The organism is Oscillibacter sp. KLE 1728 (assembly GCF_934833455.1).
Taxonomy (GTDB): domain Bacteria; phylum Bacillota; class Clostridia; order Oscillospirales; family Oscillospiraceae; genus Oscillibacter; species Oscillibacter welbionis.
The window spans coordinates 13,077-30,501 of sequence record NZ_CAKVVF010000017.1 but is presented as its reverse complement, the minus strand read 5'-3'; the positions used below and the strand labels follow the sequence as shown (position 1 = coordinate 30,501).

Here is a 17,425-nt window from a genome sequence, read left to right as displayed (position 1 = left end):
AGCCCAGGGTGGAGAAGGGCCACAGGGCGCTGGAGAACCAGGTGTCCAGCACGTCCGGGTCCCGGGTCAGATGGGTGGAGCCGCACTTTTCGCACTTGGTGGGGTCCTCCCGGGAGACGTTGATGTGGCCGCAGTCGTCGCAGGTCCAGGCGGGGATCTGGTGGCCCCACCACAGCTGGCGGGAGATGCACCAGTCATGGACGTTCTCCATCCAGTTGGTGTAGGTCTTGGCGAACCGCTCGGGCACGAACTTCACCTCGCCCTCCCGGACCACCCGCAGGGCCTCCTTGGCCAGGGGCTCCATCTTCACGAACCACTGGGCGGAGATCAGGGGCTCCACGTCATTGTGACAGCGGTAGCAGGTGCCCACATTGTGGTTGTAGGGCTCGGTCTTGACGAGATAGCCCTGCTCCTCCAGGTCCTTGACGATCTGCTTGCGGCACTCGTACCGGTCCATCCCATTGTAGGGGCCGCCGTTCTCGTTGATCCTGCCGTCGTCGCCGATGCAGCGGATGACCTCCAGGTTATGGCGCAGGCCCACCTCGAAGTCGTTGGGGTCATGGGCGGGAGTCATCTTCACAGCGCCGGTGCCGAAGCCCAGCTCCACGTAGTCGTCCGCCACAATGGGGATCTCCCGGTTCATGATGGGCAGGATGCAGGTCTTGCCCACCAGATCACGGAACCGCTCGTCCTCCGGATTCACAGCCACGCCGGTGTCGCCCATCATGGTCTCGGGACGGGTGGTGGCCACCACCAGATCGCCGCTGCCGTCGGCCAGGGGATAGCGGATATACCACAGGTGGCCGGGCTTGTCCACATACTCCACCTCGGCGTCGGACAGGGCGGTGATGCAGTGGGGGCACCAGTTGATGATGCGGCTTCCCTTGTAGATCAGGCCCTTGTCATACAGCTCGCAGAAGGTCTCCCGCACAGCCTTGGAGCAGCCCTCATCCATGGTGAAGCGGGAGCGGCTCCAGTCGCAGGAGACGCCCATCTTCTTCTGCTGCTCCACGATGCGGTTGCCATACTCCTCCTTCCACTTCCACACCCGCTGGAGGAACTTCTCCCGGCCCAGATCATAGCGGGTCAGGCCCTCCTTGACGCGCAGTTCCTCCTCCACCTTGATCTGAGTGGCGATGCCGGCATGGTCGGTGCCGGGGACCCACAGCGTGGAGTAGCCCTGCATCCGCTTGAAGCGGGTCAGGATGTCCTGCAATGTGCAGTCCAGGGCGTGGCCCATGTGGAGCTGGCCCGTGACGTTGGGGGGCGGCATGACGATGGAGAAGGGCTTCTTCTTGGGATCCGGATCCCCGTTAAAGCAGTCGTTGTCCTCCCACATCTGGTAGATGCGGGACTCCACCTGTTGGGGTTCATACACCTTGGGCAGTTCTTTCATCATACGTTCGATCTCTCCTATTCTCTGAACTTTCGTCCTTTTTGTCATGACTGGGGCGCCGGTCCGCACCGCCCTGCCGTTCGCCAGATCGCAGCTCAGCTCCAGCAGAATGCTTTATGCGCGCTTACACAGCAAAAACGCCCTGGGCCTTTCGGCTCAGGGCGAACAAATGTCCGTGGTACCACCTGGATTCGGGAAAACCCGCACTCTGCGGCGCATTTGCGCCTGCCCTGTCAACGGTGGGCCTCCGCCGGGGCTTACTGATGCTTCGGCTCCGGTGCTCCGGGACGACTTCTCCGGCGGCTTTGGGAGAACTCACACCAGCCGTTCTCTCTCTTGGCCGCTGCCCACCGGATACTGCTTCCCTTCCTCGCAGTTTGCCATATTTTATTTTAGTATAGTATACCCCGGTTCGATTGTCAAGCGTCAGCTCAGCCGCAGGATCTCCTTCTTCAGCCGGGAGATGATGCGCTTTTCCAGCCGGGAGATGTAGCTCTGCGAGATGCCCAGCTGGTCCGCCACCTCTTTCTGGGTCTGCTCTTTTCCGCCCCCCAGGCCGAACCGCAGCGTGATGATCTGCTTTTCCCGGGGCGAGAGAACGTTGATGGCCGCCGCCAGCAGGTCCCGCTCCACATCCTCTTCGATGGGGCGCATCACCACGTCCGCCTCAGTCCCCAGCACGTCGGAGAGCAGCAGCTCGTTGCCGTCCCAGTCGGTGTTCAGCGGCTCGTCGAAGGACACCTCCCCCTTCCGCCCGGCATTTTTGCGCAGGTACATCAAAATCTCGTTCTCGATGCACCGGGAGGCATAGGTGGCCAGCTTGATGTTCTTGTCCGTCCGGTAGGTGCCCACCGCCTTGATGAGCCCGATGGTGCCGATGGAAATCAGGTCCTCGATCCCCACTCCCGTGTTCTCGAACCGCCGGGCAATGTACACCACCAGCCGCAGATTATGTTCGATCAGCTCCTTGCGGGCGTCCTCCTCCCCGATGCGCTCCAGCAGCTCCGCCTCCCGCTCCCGGCTCAGGGGCGGTGGCAGGGTGTCGCTGCCCCCGATGTAGTGCAGCTCCGCCGGCGGCAGCAGCCCCACCCGCACCAGCAGCCGCCGCCATTGTTTCATCCAGTCCTTCATGGTTTCTTCTCCTTCCAGCCGCGCCGCCCCACAGGGCGCTGTATCCCGTCCCCAGCTCTGTGGGGGAAAAGGCAACCGGCAGTCCGGCATACCGCTCCCCCGCCACCTCCGTCCAGTCGCTGCGCACCGCCAGCAGCAGTCCGCCCGCCACTCCCACCGCGTGGTAGGGGATCAGACGGAACCGCAGCTCCGGCGCCGCCCGCATCATGGGCTCCAGCAGCTCTGCGGGACGCTCCAGCGCCCCGCGGTCCAGCAGAGAGCGGACCTCTCTTGGAAGCGCGCCGTCCAGCCGTCCCGGAGCCACCACCAGCACCGGCGCTCCGGAGACTGGATCCCGCAGGGCGTTTCCCGTGTCGCAGAAAGCGGTAAACGCCGTGGTCCGCCCGGCCAGACACACCTGTACCCGCACCAGCTCGCCCCGGACGCCCTTTCCCGCCGCCGCACGAAACACCACTGTCAGAACCAGATAGGCCGCGGCCGCAGCGGTCAGCAGCACCTTTGCATCCACGTCCGTGTAGAACACGCCGTTCACCATCGGCACGCCGCCCCCCGCCACTAGGCCCAGGGCCAGCACGCACCCGGCCATGGCACAGGAGACGGCGAACAGCAGCAGCGTCAGCCGCAGCAGCTTTGCCTCTCCTCCATAGGCCGCCAGCGCCAGCAGTATGCCTGCCGCCAGCTTCACCGGCGTTGCGGAGAGAAAGCCCAGCCCCGGCAGAAATACCGCCACGGCATAGGCGCCCCCCAGCAGGCCCGCCAGAAGGTAGCGTCTCCGCCGGAGGGGAATGCCCGCCAGACGCGCGGCGCAGAGCACCAGCAGATAGTCCATCAGCGCGTTCAGCACAAACACGCTGTCCACATACACCACGGTCAAGCGATCCGCCTCCCTTCCGTTCCGTGGGACTATTATAGGGCAGACCGCAGAGAAATACGGTCGCAAAAGGGGGACGCGCCCTGTAAAAAGGTGCGTCCCCCCGGCAGCCGATTGGGGCCGCAGCACAAATGCTGCGGCTCCGGCGGCATGGAAATACTGTGATGGGAAATAACTTTACAGCAATGATAAATACGGAACAATCAGCGATGCCAGCATGGAAATCACCAGAATGACCACCAGGATCGCGGCAAACAGTCTGTGCTTGTTGCTCACTTGTTTCCCTCCTCCGTCAGGATCTTGCGGATGCTCTTTTCCGCCTTGCTGCGGGGCAGCATCAGCTCATGCCCGCAGCCCAGGCACTTGAGCTTGATGTCCATGCCCACCCGCAGAATCTCCCACTGGGTGCTGCCGCAGGGATGGGCTTTCTTCAGCTCCACTTTGTCATGCAGATGCAGGTCCATATTGGCCTCCTTGTCAAAGCAGCCTCCCGGGCTGCATATAGTAACGGTATGGAACAACACGCCGCCGTTGCGGCAGATAGGATGCGATTACAATATGCCGGAAAACAAGCTGTATCCGCCGGAGGGCCTGCGCCCTCCCTCTTCTTTCACGCTCCAGAGCCTGCGGGAGGCCATGGAGCAGAACACGGTGCTGGAGGATCGGGTCCTCCGGTGTGATGCCGGACACAACCTGCTTCTCTCCCTGGGAGGCATCCAGGCCCGCATCCCCCGGGAGGAGGTCCTCTCCCCCTGGATCAGCGGGGCCCAGCGGGACATCGCCGTCCTCTCCCGGGTGGGAAAGCCCGCCTGTTTTCTCGTGACGGCCCTCCGGGCCGATGAAAAGGGCGCGCCCACGGCACTGCTCTCCCGCCGGGCCGTTCAGGAGCGGGCCATGGACTTCTTCCTGGAGCACCTGCGCCCAGGCTCCGTGGTCACTGCGGTGGTGACGCATCTGGAGTCCTTCGGCGCTTTTTTGGATATCGGCTGCGGCATCGTGGCTATGCTGCCCATCGAGCACATCTCCGTCTCCCGCATTTCCCATCCGAAGGAGCGGTTCCGGCCCGGGCAGAAGATTCTGGCAGCCGTCCGGTCCATAGACCGGGAGAAGCGCCGGATCACCATGACTCACAAGGAGCTGCTGGGCACCTGGATGGAGAATGCCAGCTGGTTTCATCCCGGCGAGACAGTCCGGGGCGAGGTCCGCAGCGTGAAGGAGTACGGCAGCTTCATCGAGCTGGCCCCCAACCTCTCCGGCCTGGCAGACGCCCGAGAGGACCTGCGCCCGGGGGACGGCGTCTCTGTCTACATCAAGTCCATCCGTCCGGAGCGGATGAAGATCAAGCTCCAGGTGATCGAAAAGCTGCCGCCCTTGGCAGAGCCGGAGCCGCTGCGCTATCAGATCACCGACGGGGTACTGGACCGGTGGGTCTACTCCCCTGCCGGGTATGAGAAGCCGGCCGTGGAGACGGTGTTCACGGCTGAGGACCCTTGATCTCGTCCCAGTAGTGCTTGGCGGCCTGCTCCGTCTTGTTATCGCCGTATTCGTAGTAATGGACACCCTTCAGGGCATCGGGCAGATACTGCTGCTGTACCCAGTGGCGGGGAAAGTCGTGGGGGTACAGGTAGCCCTGCTCCCGCTCCATACCGGCGGAGTCCGCGTGAACGTTCTGCAGTTCCCGGGGCACGTCCCCGGTGCGGCCTGCCCTCACGTCTGCCCAGGCCCTGCCGATACCGGCTGTCACGCTGTTGGACTTGGGGGCCGTGGCCAGCAGGATAGCCGCCTGGGCCAGGGGCAGCTGGGCCTCCGGCAGCCCCAGCTGCATGGCAGTATCCACACATGCCTTCACAATGGAGACCGCCTGGGGGTACGCCATCCCCACATCCTCGCTGGCGGAGCACAGCAGCCGCCGGCAGGGGGTGATGAGGTCCCCCGCCTCCAGAAAGCGGGCCAGGTAGTGGAGCGCCGCATCCGGGTCACTGCCCCGGAGGGACTTCATCAGGGCGGAGGCGGCGTCGTACATGGCGTCGCCGCCTCTGTCGTACCGCATGGCGCTGCGCTGGGCCACCTGCTCCACGTCGTCCAGGGTCAGCATCAGCTTCCCCTCTCTGGGCATGGCTGCCCGGCACAGAAGTTCCACCGCATTGATGGCCTTGCGGACGTCGCCGCCGCAGGCGGTGGCGATCTGCCGGGGCACATCCTGCTCCCAGTCCAGGGGCAGGGGCGAACGGTCCTGCTCGATCTTCAGTGCCCGCAGGACAGCGGGTTCCACCTCCTCCGGCGACACGGCCTTGAACTCAAACACCGTGCTGCGGGACAGCAGGGCTCCGTACACATAAAAGTACGGGTTCTCCGTGGTGGAGGCGATGAGGGTCAAAGAGCCGTTCTCCATGAATTCCAGCAGGCTCTGCTGCTGCTTCTTATTGAAGTACTGAATCTCGTCCAGGTACAGCAGAATGCCCCCTGGGGCCAGCAGCGTCCCCACGTCGGCAATGATGTCCTTCACGTCCTGCAAGGATGCGGTGGTGGCGTTGAGCCGGTGGAGGGTCTTATTGGTCTGCCGGGCGATGATGTTGGCGATGGTGGTCTTTCCGGTGCCGGAGGGGCCGTAGAACACCATATTCGCCTCCGTGCCGCTGTCGATCAGCCGCCGGAGCACGGCGCCGGGGGAGAGCAGATGCCGCTGGCCCACCACCTCGTCCAATGTTTTGGGGCGGATCTCATCCGCAAGAGGCCGCTGCATGGCGGCACCCCCTTCCCTGTTGATCTCGGAACATTCATTATAGCATGGCCCATTGGAAATTTCCACCGGGAAAACGCCAAAAAGCCGGGAAGACAGTCCGTCCTCCCGGCTTTCGGCCTGTAAACTCAGCCAACGGTCTTCCAGTGCTTGTCCACGTGGTTCAAAATCTCGCAGCCGTCCTCCGTCACCAGCACTAGGTCCTCCACCCGGACACCGAATTCGCCGGGCAGATACACGCCGGGCTCAATGGAGAAGATCATACCCGGCTTGGCCAGGGTGGTGTTGGTGGCGCTGACGTCGCCCTTCTCATGCTCCGTCTGGCCGATGAAGTGGCCCAGCCGGTGGGTGAAGTATTCTCCGTATCCGGCGGCGGAGATGTGGTCCCGTGCGGCCTTGTCCAGGTCGCACAGGGGCACGCCGGGCCGCAGCATGGACTCCGCCAGCTCGTTGGCCTCCCGCACCAGGTCGTGGATGGCGGCGTACTTGGGATCCGCCGCCCTGCAGAAGAAGGTCCGGGTCATGTCGGAGCAGTAGCGGTTCTTCCGGCAGCCCATGTCAATGACGATGCAGTCCCCAGCCTTCAGGCGGGTCTGGTCCGCCTCGTGGTGGGGGTCCGCGGCGTGGGCGCCGTAGGAGACGATGGGCAGGAACGCAGTGGAGTCACAGCCCTCGGCGGCGTACTGGGCCACGATGTAGTCGGCCACCTCCCGCTCGGTCATGCCCTCTTTCATGTAGGCGGCAGCCCGCTCCATCACCACGTCGTTGATGCGGGAGGCCTCCCCCATCAGGTCCCCCTCCACCCCGTCCATGCAGGCCCGGGCGTCGTCCACGCAGTCGGAGGCCCGCACATACTTGCAGCTGGGATTGTGGGCCATCAGGGGCAGCAGAAACCGGGCGGGCCAGTCCTTGTCCACGCCCATGTCCTTTTCCCCGTCCACGGCATTTGCCAGAATGGCGAGATAGTCGTCCGTGTCGGAGAACCACACCTGCTCATAGGGTGCCTCCGGCACCGGGAACAGTTTGTTCAGAAATAACTTGTGCTGTCCGTCCTTCCGCAGGTAAAAGGCGTACAGCCGTTCAAACGGGAACACATCGTACCCTGTCAGATACCAGATGCTGTCCGGATCGGACACGAGCATCTGCTCCAGGCCCATCCGTTCCATGGCGGCCAGTACGCGGCTGATTCGCTCCTGATACATGATGTCACCCCTCTTTTTTTCCGATAATGGTCTCCACCAGCTCCGGAGAGACCAGAGCCTTTACGGTCTTGACGCCGGTTTTCAGGGACTCTACCGGCGCATACTCGTACCGGCCGTGGGCGTTGTGGCCCGCGCTGGGCAGGTTGGGGCACAGCAGGCCCTTGTAGGTCAGCACACTGCCGTCAGTGCCGCCCCGGATGGGAGAATGGGTGGGGTGCTCAATGCCGGCGGCCTTCATGGCGGACTCTGCCAGCTCCAGAATCTCCATGTGGTCCTTCAGCACCTCGTACATATTGTAGTACTGGTCGTGGGTGTCCACCACCGCGGTGCCGTCGCCCCAGCGGCGGTTGATCTGCTCCGCGGCCTTGTCCATCATGGCCTTGCGCTCCTGGAACCGCTTCATGTCGTGGTCCCGGACGATATACTCCATCGTGGCCTTCTCCGCCTTGCCGTGCATCTCCTGCAGATGGAAGAAGCCCTCGTACCCCTCCGTGTGGGCGGGGGTCTCCAGCGCCGGCAGCAGGGCGTTGTACTCCATGGCGATCAACAGGGCGTTGCGCATCTTGTCCTTGGAGGTGCCCGGGTGGATGCTGAAGCCGTTGATGGTCACCACGGTCTTGGCGGCGTTGAAGGTCTCGTACTCATAGTCGGTGATATCGCCGCCGTCCAGGGTATAGGCAAAGTCCGCGCCGAAGCCGGATACATCGAAGAAGCTGGCGCCCATGCCGATCTCCTCGTCCGGGGTGAAGCCCAGGCAGATTTTGCCGTGGGGAGCCTTCTCTGCCAGCAGCTCCTCCACCGCCTGGAGGATGATGGCGATGCCCGCCTTGTCATCCGCCCCCAGCAGGGTGGTGCCATCGGTGCAGACCAGCTCCTGACCCACGAATTTCTGCAGCTCCGGGAACTGGGCGGCCTCCATGACGATGTTCTGCTCCCGGTTCAGCACCACGTCCCCGCCGGTGTAGTGGATGATCTGGGGTTTCACGTCCTTGCCGGTCATGTCCGGGGTGGTGTCCATGTGGGCGATCAGGCCGATGGCGGGCAGCTGTTCGCACCCCGGCGTGGCATCCAGTGTGGCGTAGACGTAGCACTTGTCATCGTACCGGGCGTTTTCGATGCCAAGGCCGTGGAGCTCCTCTACCAGCAGCTTGGCCATGTCGAACTGGCGGTCCGTGCTGGGGGTGACAGTGCGGCCGGCGTGGTAGTCACTCTCGCTGTACACCTTGGCGTAGCGGATCAGGCGGTCAACAACGGTATCCATGTTCTAGATTCCTCCTTATTCTTCCTTGGAGAGCAGATTCTCCGGATTCAGGCATTTCAATTCGTCCAGCACGAAGAGGCCGTCCTTGCGGATCAGCACGTCATCGAACCAGATCTCGCCCCCGCCGTACTCCGGCGTCTGGATCTGGATCAGGTCCCAATGGACGGCGGAATGGTTGCCGTTGGAGGCATTGTCGTAGCTGTTGCCGGGGGTCAGGTGGAAGCTGCCGGCGATCTTCTCGTCGAACAGAATGTCCCCGATGGGGTGGTTGATCTCCGGGTTCACACCGAAGGCGAACTCGCCGATGTACCGGGCGCCCTCGTCGATGTCCAGGATCTCGTTCATATAGTCCGTGTTGTTGCTGGTGGCCTTGACGATCTTGCCGTCCTTGAACTCCAGATACACATCCCGGAACAAAAAGCCGTCATAGGGGGACGGCACGTTGTAGGTGATGTGCCCGTTGACGGAGTTCTTCACGGGCGAGGTGTAGATCTCACCGTCGGGGATGTTCCGGTTGCCGTGCATCCCGAAGCTGGGGATGCCCTTGATGGAGAAGGAGATGTCTGTGCCGGGAGCGACGATACGGACCTTGTCGGTCCTGGCCATCAGGTCCTGGAGGGGCTGCATGGCCCGGCCCATCTTGTCGTAGTCCACCAGGCAGGCCCGGAAATAGAAGTCCTCATACTCTTCCGTGGAAACGCCCGCCAGCTGGGCCATAGCGTCGTTGGGATACCGGAGCACAGACCACTTGGTATGGTTGCACCGCTCCGCCAGATGGATGGGGCCCCAGTAATACTGGCGGTAGCGCTTCTGGGCCTCGTCGCTGACGTTGTGCCACATGCTGATATTGGTGGTGGCCCGGATGTCGATATAGGCGTCCATGTCCCGCATCCGCTCCAGCTCGTAGGAGGCGATCTCCTCCATGTGCTCCGCGTCGGCTCCCTGGACCAGGGCACCCTCTACGGCGTAGTCGAAGATGTGGACAAAGGGCTTGCCGCCAACAGCATAGGCTTCCTGGACCAGGGCCTTCATCAATCCGGTCTCACTGCCGTGGAGCTCAATCAGGATCTTCTCGCCCTTCTCCAGGCCCACAGCGCTGCGGATCAGGAACTGGGCGAATTTGCGGATACGGGGATCTTCCATGGTGGTTCCTCTCTTTCCTTTCAGTCCTTGCGCGTCACCGCACAGAAAAAACGGGGCAGAAGAGCATCTCTTCTGCCCCGCCTGGAATCAGTTGTCCTGGTACAGGGCTTCCAGAGACCGCTTGGGATCGTTGCAGCGGGTCACGGCGCTGACGATCAGTATGGCAATCACCGAGGCAGGCACCGCCACAATGGCGCACTGGATGCCGTAGGGCGTGCCCATCAGCGTCCAGATGATCGTGACCAGACCGCCCACCAGGATACCGGCCATGCCGCCGGCAGGCGTCACCTTCTTGGAGAAGAGGGCAAACAGGATCGCCGGGGTGATGGCGGCGCCGTACATGGTGTAGGCCGTCATCTGCAGGGACAGCACAGTGGGGAAATACAGCGTCAGCGCCACAGCGATGAAGCTGAACACAATGATGGTACCCCGGAGGACCAGCATCTTCTGCTTGTCGGTGGCATCCTTGCGGATGTACTTCACATAGATGTCGTTGGTCAGGTTGGTGGCAGAGGAGAGCAGATAGCTGTCCGCCGTGGTGACGATGAAGGCCATGCAGGCGCACATCACCAGCGCACCGAAGGCCAGAGGCAGGTAGTCCACCGCCACCTGGAAGATCACATTGGAGGGAACGTCCAGGGTGGGATACAGCTTGGCTGCCTGGGTGACTACCAGGACGATGCTGATGATGACCAGGATCTCGCCGATGAACATGCCGATGTTGGACTTCTTGGCCTCGTCGCTGTTTTTGGCAGAGGCGAACCGCTGCAGCATGTTCTGGTCGCCCAGCATCAGGGCCAGGGAGGGCAGGAAGTAGCCCAGCAGCTCCCAGCCGGACATACCGCCGGTAATGGTCATCTTCTCCGGAGGCAGAGTGGCGCCCTGAGAGTTGGCCACGCCGATCAGGAAGGGAATCGCCAGGAAGAAGCCGCCGATCATCAGCAGGGCGCTGATGGCGTCGGAATAGGCCACAGACACCAGACCGCCGCCCACGGTGATGATGGCGATCAGGGCTGTGCAGATGGTCAGGGCCAAGCCGTGGGAGATCTCAATCCCGCTGGAAGCGCACAGCAGCACGATGATGTCCGCCGCAGCCTTCAGCTGGGTGGCCAGCACGCCCACATAGGCCAGCATGACGCACAGGGCGGCGATGATGCTGGCGGCCTTACCGTAACGGGCGCCCATGATCTCCGGCACCGTGACCTTGTTGGACTTGCGGACCTTGCCGGCGATGAAATACAGCAGGATGATGCCGATGGGCGGCGCCGCAAAGGTGATGAGACCCACCCAGGGGCCGCCGGTGTACACCACGCTGGCGGAGCCGGTGATTCCGCCGCCGCCGCACCAAGTAGCAAGCAGTGTGCCCACCAGGATGATGAAGGGGATGCGGTGGCCGCCGGTCACCATGTCATCCGAGGTCTTGACTTTCTTCCGGGCCACGATCAGCCCGAAGATCGTGAGCAGCACCAGATAGGCGCTGATCGCAACAATGTAAGTCATATATTCTCCTTCTCCTCACACAATAGAATAATAAAGAGATTTTACTCTTTCAGGGGAATAATGTCAAGTTGTATCCCGTCCGGCGTATGCGCCGGCATCGGGACGCGGCAATTTTTCTCTGGCTTTTTGTCGAAATCTGTGGTATCCTGTCCCCGAGGTGAGCGACATGACATCCAAGGCTGCGGTGAACCGCATCATTGAGACGCTGAAGGGCATTTACCCGGACGGGCTGTGCTCCTTACAATATAAAAAGGACTACGAGCTGCTGTTTGCGGTGCGCCTGTCCGCCCAGTGCACAGACGAGCGGGTGAACAAGGTGACCCCGGCGCTGTACGCCCGCTTCCCCACGCTGGAGAGCTTTGCCGAGGCGGATCCGGCGGAGGTGGGCGAATACATCCACTCCTGCGGCTTTTACAACGGCAAGGCCCGGGACATCGTGGCCTGCGCCCAGAAGCTGGTGAATGAATACGGCGGCAGAGTCCCCGGCACCATGGAGGAACTGACCGGCCTTCCCGGCGTGGGGCGCAAGACCGCCAATTTGATTCTGGGGGACGTGTTCGGCCAGCCCGCCTATGTCTGCGACACCCACTGCATCCGCATCACGGGACGGCTGGGGATCACCGACGGCTCCAAGGATCCCCTTCAGGTGGAGCGGCAGCTGCGGGAGCGGATCCCTCCCAAGGAGTCCAACAACTTCTGCCACCGGATGGTGCTCTTCGGCCGGGATACCTGCACCGCCCGCTCCCCCAAGTGCGAGGGCTGCCCCCTGGCAAAGGACTGCGACACCGCCAAAGCCGCCAGACGGGGCTGACAGCATTGGAATCACTCTGGAACTTCACGTGTCTGCGCAATGCGCAGGCACGTTTTTTTGTCTTCCCTCATATACTGAGATGAAATCCATCCGACAGACGGCACAAGGAGGCACTATGGACGAACAGACGGCCCGTATGATCCAACAGCTGAAAAGCAACCCCGCCATGCTCCAGGCGCTGATGCAGTCCCGGGACGGGCAGGCGCTGATGCAGATGCTCTCCGGGGGAGACCGTGGAGCATCTCTCCAGCGGGCGGCCCAGTCCGCCGCCAAGGGCAACCCGGCGGAGATGGTCCGCATGGTGAACCAGCTGATGCAGAGCCCGGACGGCGCAGCTTTGATCGACCGCATCAACAAGACCATGAACGGCCGGTAACGGCAAGTACAGAAAGGGGGCGGACCGGCGGTGGCGGAATTCGACGATAAACTGAACAGCATTCTCTCCAACCCGGACGCCATGGCACAGATCATGCAACTGGCCCAGTCTCTCTCCGGTGGGACCGGAGGAAACAACGCCGCCAATGCGCCGCCCCCTCCCCCGTCCCAGCCGGGCGGTTCTTCTCCCGGCTGGGGCCAGCAGCCGCAGACTCCGCCGCCATCCGGCGGCGATCCTCTCTCCGCCCTGGCCGGTGGGCTGGATCCGCAGCTGCTCCTGCGGTTCCTGCCCCTGATCCAGGAGCTGGGAGGAGCACGGGACTCCAACGCCCGGCAGCTGCTGTACGCACTGCGGCCCTATCTCAAGCCGGAGCGGCAGGAGAAGGTGGAACGGGCTCTCCAGCTGGCGCGCCTGTTCCACCTGGGCCGGAAATTTCTGGCTGGATGGGAGGGGTGAGCCATGTATAACCGCTACATCCGCAACGACCAGGGCACCTACACCCGTATCCCGGAGGAGGAGCCCCGGCATACACAGGGCGGCACCTCCCCTTCCGGTCAGCCGGAACACCCGCCATCCGGCGGCGGGCAGCAGCCTCCCCATTGGGACAGCGCCCCCCCGCCCCGCCCTGATCCTCCCCCCTCCGGCGAGAATGGGCCGGACAGCCTCAGCAGCCTGCTCCGGCATCTGCTGGACCAGTTTCACCTGAGCAGTGTGGATTCCGGGGACCTGCTGCTGTTGGCCATCCTCTTCTTCCTCTTCCGGGAGGGCGCGGATGAAGAGCTGCTGGTGGCCCTGGGCCTGCTGCTGATCTTGTAAATGACAGAAAAAACACGCCGCAAGCACAGAATGCTTGCGGCGTGTGGCGCAGAAGGAGGGATTTGAACCCTCGCGGCGTTTTTTAGACACCCTACTCCCTTAGCAGGGGAGCCCCTTCGGCCTCTTGGGTACTTCTGCAGATACGATATTCACTGATTAAAGATGTGGCGGAGAGAGTGGGATTCGAACCCACGGACGCTTGCGCGTCGCCGGTTTTCAAGACCGGTTCCTTCAACCGCTCGGACATCTCTCCATCATGGAAAGGCGCCATCCGTCGGACGCCTGATTATTATACTATATCGATTGGCGATTTGTCAACAATCTGCTCCCATTTTTATTTTTTTAATTTTTTTCATTTTAGGGGTTGCATTTCCAGAAACAGTATGCTATTATAACTGAGCTGACTTCGAGCAGCACATTTCCGGGTGTGGCGCAGTTGGTAGCGCGCTTGACTGGGGGTCAAGAGGCCGTGAGTTCAAGTCTCGCCACTCGGACCAATCGAAGCATCCAAATTGGATGCTTCGATTTTTTTTACTTTCACCGACATCTCCCCCGGCTTGTTTGTGACTGGCCGCACACATTGCCCGCTCGGCAATGTGTGCGGCCTTATTGTTCAGAATATACCGGCGGAAACAAACACAGCATCCATGTTGTACAGATTGCGGCGGGCGTCTTCTGATTCGCAGTCCCCCCCTGCTCTTCCGCTGCCGACCTAGCTGTCCGGAGATTGCATGCCATGACCGGCCATCTAAAGATTTCCCCATTTTGAAACTTTTTTCGACAAACCGGCGTCTATTAGGTAGAGCAGAACCAAAAGCAACAGATCACATAGGCGCCCGAGGAGGACTCCCATGGTTTATACAAATGATAGAGCCGCAGACGTACATAGCTCAAAAGGGCGGCGTAGAAAGCGCTCCCGCAGACTGCGCTGGCCTTTGAAGCTTTTCTGCATGTGTCTGGTATTGTCTGCCGTGGTTTTGACTATACGCACAGTGAGATCCTTTTCCGCCCCCATGTCTGCGTTGGAGCCTGCGGAACAACTGACGGAGCAGCACCCGGAGTCTTCGCTGCAGGAACCCGATGCCCTGCCGCCGGTCGAGCTGAATCCGGCCCCCCAGTCCGGCGCCGTTACTCCGGATGACTGGCAGATCCTGCTGGTGAACCGCTGGAACCCTTTGCCCGATGGATACACGTTTGAACGGACAAAGCTGAAGTATGGCCACTCGGTGGATTCCAGAGCATACCCGGATCTGCAGGAGATGATGGACGACTGCCGGGCAGCGGGATTGGACCCGGTGATCTGCTCGTCCTACCGGACACAGGCCAAGCAGCAGGAGCTGTACGAAAACAAGCTCCAGCGTTTGATAGAAGAGGGATATTCATACGAAAACGCCGTCACGGAGGCTGGAACTGTGGTAGCCGTGCCGGGCACCAGTGAGCACCAGACGGGCCTGGCCCTGGACATTGTAGACGCCTCCTATCAGATTTTGGACCAGGGGCAGGAGGACACCCTGGTCCAGCAGTGGCTGATCGAGCACAGCTGGGAATACGGTTTTGTCCTGCGCTATCCCAACGCCAAAAGCGAGATCACAGGCATTATCTATGAGCCCTGGCACTACCGCTATGTGGGCCGGGAAGCCGCCCGGGAGATGACGGAGCTTGACCTGTGCCTGGAGGAATACGTAGACTGGCTCTCCGCCCAGTGAGCCATCGTATATATGCAAACGACGCCTTGGACAGATACGATGTCCAAGGCGCTGTTTTGTCATGGTTCGTCGTGCTCACTGCCGTCTGGCCGTGCGGTAATCGTCGCCGGGCCGGTAGAAGGGACAGTCCCGTGTGCCGCCACGGAGAAACCGCTCCATTTCGTCCTCGTCCAGGTCCGCTTCGCAGACGTAAGCCGCCAGTTCCTCGTCGTAGTCGTAGTAGACACACTCCTCGCAATTTGCCGACATGCTCTCTCCTCCTCACAGCAGGACGGCGTACAGGCCGTCCACGTCCAGTCTTTCCCGGATCACCAGGGCCTCCAGATCCGCCCGGGCCGACGGCGGCGCAGACCAGCACATCCCGCAGCCGGCGGTGATGCTCCGGGGCACCGGGATCAGCCGCCCCGGCAGCCCCGCCGCCTGGCAGGCCCGCTCCATGGCCATGGCCCCGGTGGTGGTGGCGAAAGTTACCACGAACCGCTCTTCTTTTTTCCGCATGGTCAGACTGCCTCCGCCGCCAGGATACAGACCGCCTCTGCAGCCGCGTCGGTCTCTGCCTCTGTATTGAAATAGGACCAGGAGAACCGCACCGCGCCCTGGTCCTCGGTCCCCAGCGCCCGGTGGAGCCGGGGGGCGCAGTGGGCGCCGGGCCGGGTGGCGATCTCAAACCGCTCCGCCAGCTCGTCCGCCACCTCCGAGGAGTCCAGATCAGCGATATTCAGGGACACGATAGGCGCCCGGAGCTGTACAGCAAAATTCCCATACACTTTTACGCCAGGAATGGTTCTAACGGTTTCATAGAACCGCCGGGCCAGGACGGACTCGTGCGTGCGGACTGCGTCCCAACCGGTACGCTTCAGAAACGCCAGAGATGCTCCCAGGCCGGCAATACCATGGCTGTTGAGGGTCCCCGCCTCCAGCCGGGTGGGATAGGCCTCCGGCTGGGTCTCAGAGTAGCTCTGGACGCCGGTGCCGCCCACGGCAAAGGGGCGAATCTCCACCCCCGCTCCCACACAGAGCCCGCCGGTGCCCTGGGGGCCCATCAGGCTTTTGTGGCCGGTGAAGCACACCACGCTGATGTGCTGCCGTTCCATGTCAATGGGAAATACCCCTGCGGTCTGGGAGGCATCCAGAATGAACAGAAGCCTGTGCTTCTGGCAGAAGTTCCCCACCCGCTGGATGTCCATCAGATCCCCCGTCAGGTTGGAGCCGTGGGTGCACACCACTGCCTTTGTATTCGGCCGCAGGAGCCGCTCAAAGTCCTCATAGTCGATCCGCCCCTGCCGGTCTGCCGGGACGAAGTCCACCGCCCCTCCCTGCGCCCGCAGTCTGTACAGCGGACGCAGAACCGAGTTATGCTCCAGATCTGTGGAGATCACATGGTCCCCCGCCCCCAGCAGGCCGGAGATGGCGATGTTCAGCGCCATGGTGGAATTGGGCGTGAAGGCCACACGGTCCGCCCGGGAACAGCCGAAGAGAGCCGCCAGCGCCTGACGGACGCCGTAGATGCTCCGGGCCGCCTCCAGGGCCTCCGGATGGGTGCCCCGGCCGCTGTTGCCGTAGTCATTCATGGCCGCGGCCACCGCCTCTGCCACACTGGGAGGCTTGGGCCGGGTGGTGGCGGCGTTGTCCAGGTAGATCATGGCTTGATGACCTTCCCGGCATTGGCCAGGGCCTCCACAATGGCGTACATATTCGTGACGCCGCCCACAGCCAGCTTCTCCGCCAGACCGTAAAAGTTCAGGCAGGTGCCGCAGGTGAGGATCTCCACTCCCTGGGCCTCCATATTCCGCAGGTCCTCCAGGGATTCGGAACCCTCCACCGTCAGCTTGGCACCGCCGTTATAGAACAGGACGGTCCTGGGCAGCCGGGGCAGCTGGCTCACGGCAAAAAGGAAGCTCTTCATCAGCAGCTTCCCCAGTTCGTCGCTGCCCCGTCCCATGGTCTCTGAATCCACGGCCACCACCAAGTCGCCCCGGGCGTCCGGAACACAGGTCAGGGCAGGTTCCTCCGCCGGGGCATCTCCCACCGGCTCCGCCACTTCCATGGTCACCACAAACAGGTGCTCTCCCTTCTTCTCCGCCTGGACCGGCAGGTGGTTCCCCGCCGCCATGCGGGTCAGGTTCTGCACCGCGATCTCATTGTCCACCCGGACCTCCAGCGTTCCCGGCTCTCCCAGCTCCCGCAGGGCTTTCGTGGCCTTCACCACCGGAATGGGGCACGGCTCCCCCACAGCGTCCACGATCACAGTTTTCATCTTGTTCTCCTCTCCCCGCCCCTCGGCGGCTGTGTGTTTCATCCGTTCGCCTGCAGCAGGACGGAGGATTTAGAGCCCGTCCCCAGGCGATCTTTCCGTCTGCATACCGCTCGACCACCAGACTAACGCTGCCCGCGCGCACAGAATCATCATCCGGACCGGCAGGGACAGTTCCGCTGCGGAGCGGTTGCCGCTCCTTCTAGGCGGGACGGCAC

18 protein-coding genes, 3 tRNA genes, 1 pseudogene and 1 other annotated feature are annotated in these 17,425 nt (G+C 62.4%); of the genes and pseudogenes, 7 read left to right on the top strand and 15 right to left on the bottom strand.

Annotated features, from left to right (window positions below; all coding sequences use genetic code 11):
• The 4 genes and pseudogenes from QVE23_RS03350 to QVE23_RS03335 form a co-directional block, all read right to left on the bottom strand.
• On the bottom strand, positions 1-1,399 hold a 1,399-nt coding region (locus tag QVE23_RS03350; protein WP_287967574.1), incomplete at its 3' end, for a valine--tRNA ligase.
• Positions 1,400-1,550: 151 nt separating this feature from the next.
• Positions 1,551-1,776: a binding site (T-box leader), on the bottom strand.
• 46 nt (positions 1,777-1,822) lie between these two features.
• Complete coding sequence (gene sigE, locus QVE23_RS03345; RefSeq protein WP_197714239.1) at positions 1,823-2,527, bottom strand: RNA polymerase sporulation sigma factor SigE; 705 nt, start codon at positions 2,525-2,527, stop codon at positions 1,823-1,825.
• Positions 2,528-2,642: 115 nt separating this feature from the next.
• Positions 2,643-3,386, bottom strand: a pseudogene (locus QVE23_RS03340) (sigma-E processing peptidase SpoIIGA); the annotation flags it as partial.
• 284 nt (positions 3,387-3,670) lie between these two features.
• A complete protein-coding gene (locus tag QVE23_RS03335; protein ID WP_021750676.1) occupies positions 3,671-3,862 on the bottom strand; it encodes a DUF951 domain-containing protein in 192 nt (63 codons plus the stop codon).
• A gap of 94 nt (positions 3,863-3,956) precedes the next feature.
• Here QVE23_RS03335 and QVE23_RS03330 point away from each other — a divergent pair, with 94 nt between their 5' ends.
• The gene (locus tag QVE23_RS03330; RefSeq protein WP_021750677.1) at positions 3,957-4,892 is read left to right on the top strand and encodes a S1 RNA-binding domain-containing protein; all 936 of its coding nucleotides are present in this window, start codon (positions 3,957-3,959) and stop codon (positions 4,890-4,892) included.
• On the opposite strand, the gene QVE23_RS03325 is transcribed toward QVE23_RS03330, so the two are convergent.
• The 5 genes from QVE23_RS03325 to QVE23_RS03305 all read right to left on the bottom strand — a co-directional run bounded on the left by QVE23_RS03325 (position 4,873) and on the right by QVE23_RS03305 (position 11,244).
• Positions 4,873-6,141, bottom strand: coding sequence for a replication-associated recombination protein A (locus tag QVE23_RS03325; RefSeq protein WP_287967573.1), 1,269 nt, complete (start codon positions 6,139-6,141; stop codon positions 4,873-4,875). The two genes, QVE23_RS03330 and QVE23_RS03325, sit on opposite strands and share 20 nt — an antisense overlap.
• A gap of 125 nt (positions 6,142-6,266) precedes the next feature.
• Positions 6,267-7,340, bottom strand: a complete 1,074-nt coding sequence (locus tag QVE23_RS03320) for a M24 family metallopeptidase (RefSeq protein WP_287967572.1) — start codon at positions 7,338-7,340, stop codon at positions 6,267-6,269.
• A 4-nt stretch (positions 7,341-7,344) separates the two neighbouring features.
• Positions 7,345-8,601, bottom strand: a complete 1,257-nt coding sequence (gene pepT, locus QVE23_RS03315) for a peptidase T (protein ID WP_021750680.1) — start codon at positions 8,599-8,601, stop codon at positions 7,345-7,347.
• Between the two features lie 15 nt (positions 8,602-8,616).
• The gene (locus tag QVE23_RS03310) at positions 8,617-9,744 is read right to left on the bottom strand and encodes an aminopeptidase (protein WP_025544230.1); all 1,128 of its coding nucleotides are present in this window, start codon (positions 9,742-9,744) and stop codon (positions 8,617-8,619) included.
• An 87-nt stretch (positions 9,745-9,831) separates the two neighbouring features.
• Positions 9,832-11,244, bottom strand: a complete 1,413-nt coding sequence (locus QVE23_RS03305; protein ID WP_021750682.1) for a sodium:solute symporter family protein — start codon at positions 11,242-11,244, stop codon at positions 9,832-9,834.
• A gap of 166 nt (positions 11,245-11,410) precedes the next feature.
• On the opposite strand from QVE23_RS03305, the gene nth reads away from it, so the two are divergent.
• The 4 genes from nth (at position 11,411) to QVE23_RS03285 (ending at position 13,247) form a co-directional block, all read left to right on the top strand.
• Complete coding sequence (gene nth / locus QVE23_RS03300) at positions 11,411-12,055, top strand: endonuclease III (protein WP_021750684.1); 645 nt, start codon at positions 11,411-11,413, stop codon at positions 12,053-12,055.
• Positions 12,056-12,170: 115 nt separating this feature from the next.
• On the top strand, positions 12,171-12,431 hold the full coding sequence (locus tag QVE23_RS03295) for a hypothetical protein (protein ID WP_025544228.1): 261 nt from the start codon (positions 12,171-12,173) through the stop codon (positions 12,429-12,431).
• 30 nt (positions 12,432-12,461) lie between these two features.
• On the top strand, positions 12,462-12,887 hold the full coding sequence (locus QVE23_RS03290) for a hypothetical protein (protein WP_021750686.1): 426 nt from the start codon (positions 12,462-12,464) through the stop codon (positions 12,885-12,887).
• Positions 12,888-12,890: 3 nt separating this feature from the next.
• Complete coding sequence (locus QVE23_RS03285; protein WP_119310975.1) at positions 12,891-13,247, top strand: hypothetical protein; 357 nt, start codon at positions 12,891-12,893, stop codon at positions 13,245-13,247.
• 44 nt (positions 13,248-13,291) lie between these two features.
• Here QVE23_RS03285 and QVE23_RS03280 read toward each other — a convergent pair.
• Positions 13,292-13,385: transfer RNA gene (locus QVE23_RS03280), tRNA-Ser, on the bottom strand.
• A gap of 27 nt (positions 13,386-13,412) precedes the next feature.
• A tRNA-Ser gene (locus QVE23_RS03275) sits at positions 13,413-13,500 on the bottom strand.
• Positions 13,501-13,668: 168 nt separating this feature from the next.
• Between QVE23_RS03275 and QVE23_RS03270 the strand changes: the two genes are divergently transcribed.
• Both QVE23_RS03270 and QVE23_RS03265 read left to right on the top strand, forming a co-directional pair.
• Positions 13,669-13,744: transfer RNA gene (locus QVE23_RS03270), tRNA-Pro, on the top strand.
• Between the two features lie 516 nt (positions 13,745-14,260).
• The gene (locus tag QVE23_RS03265) at positions 14,261-14,953 is read left to right on the top strand and encodes a M15 family metallopeptidase (protein WP_136891750.1); all 693 of its coding nucleotides are present in this window, start codon (positions 14,261-14,263) and stop codon (positions 14,951-14,953) included.
• A gap of 75 nt (positions 14,954-15,028) precedes the next feature.
• Here QVE23_RS03265 and QVE23_RS03260 read toward each other — a convergent pair whose 3' ends face one another.
• The 4 genes from QVE23_RS03260 to yedF are packed head-to-tail and all read right to left on the bottom strand — an operon-like array spanning position 15,029 to position 17,210.
• The gene (locus QVE23_RS03260) at positions 15,029-15,202 is read right to left on the bottom strand and encodes a DUF6472 family protein (protein WP_021749945.1); all 174 of its coding nucleotides are present in this window, start codon (positions 15,200-15,202) and stop codon (positions 15,029-15,031) included.
• Between the two features lie 12 nt (positions 15,203-15,214).
• A complete protein-coding gene (locus QVE23_RS03255) occupies positions 15,215-15,451 on the bottom strand; it encodes a putative Se/S carrier protein (RefSeq protein WP_021749944.1) in 237 nt (78 codons plus the stop codon).
• A gap of 2 nt (positions 15,452-15,453) precedes the next feature.
• A complete protein-coding gene (locus QVE23_RS03250) occupies positions 15,454-16,596 on the bottom strand; it encodes an aminotransferase class V-fold PLP-dependent enzyme (RefSeq protein ID WP_287967570.1) in 1,143 nt (380 codons plus the stop codon).
• Entirely contained in the window at positions 16,593-17,210 is a 618-nt protein-coding gene (gene yedF, locus QVE23_RS03245; RefSeq protein ID WP_036630682.1) for a sulfurtransferase-like selenium metabolism protein YedF, read from the bottom strand. Before yedF ends, QVE23_RS03250 begins: the two co-directional genes overlap by 4 nt.
• Between the last annotated feature and the right edge of the window lie 215 nt (positions 17,211-17,425).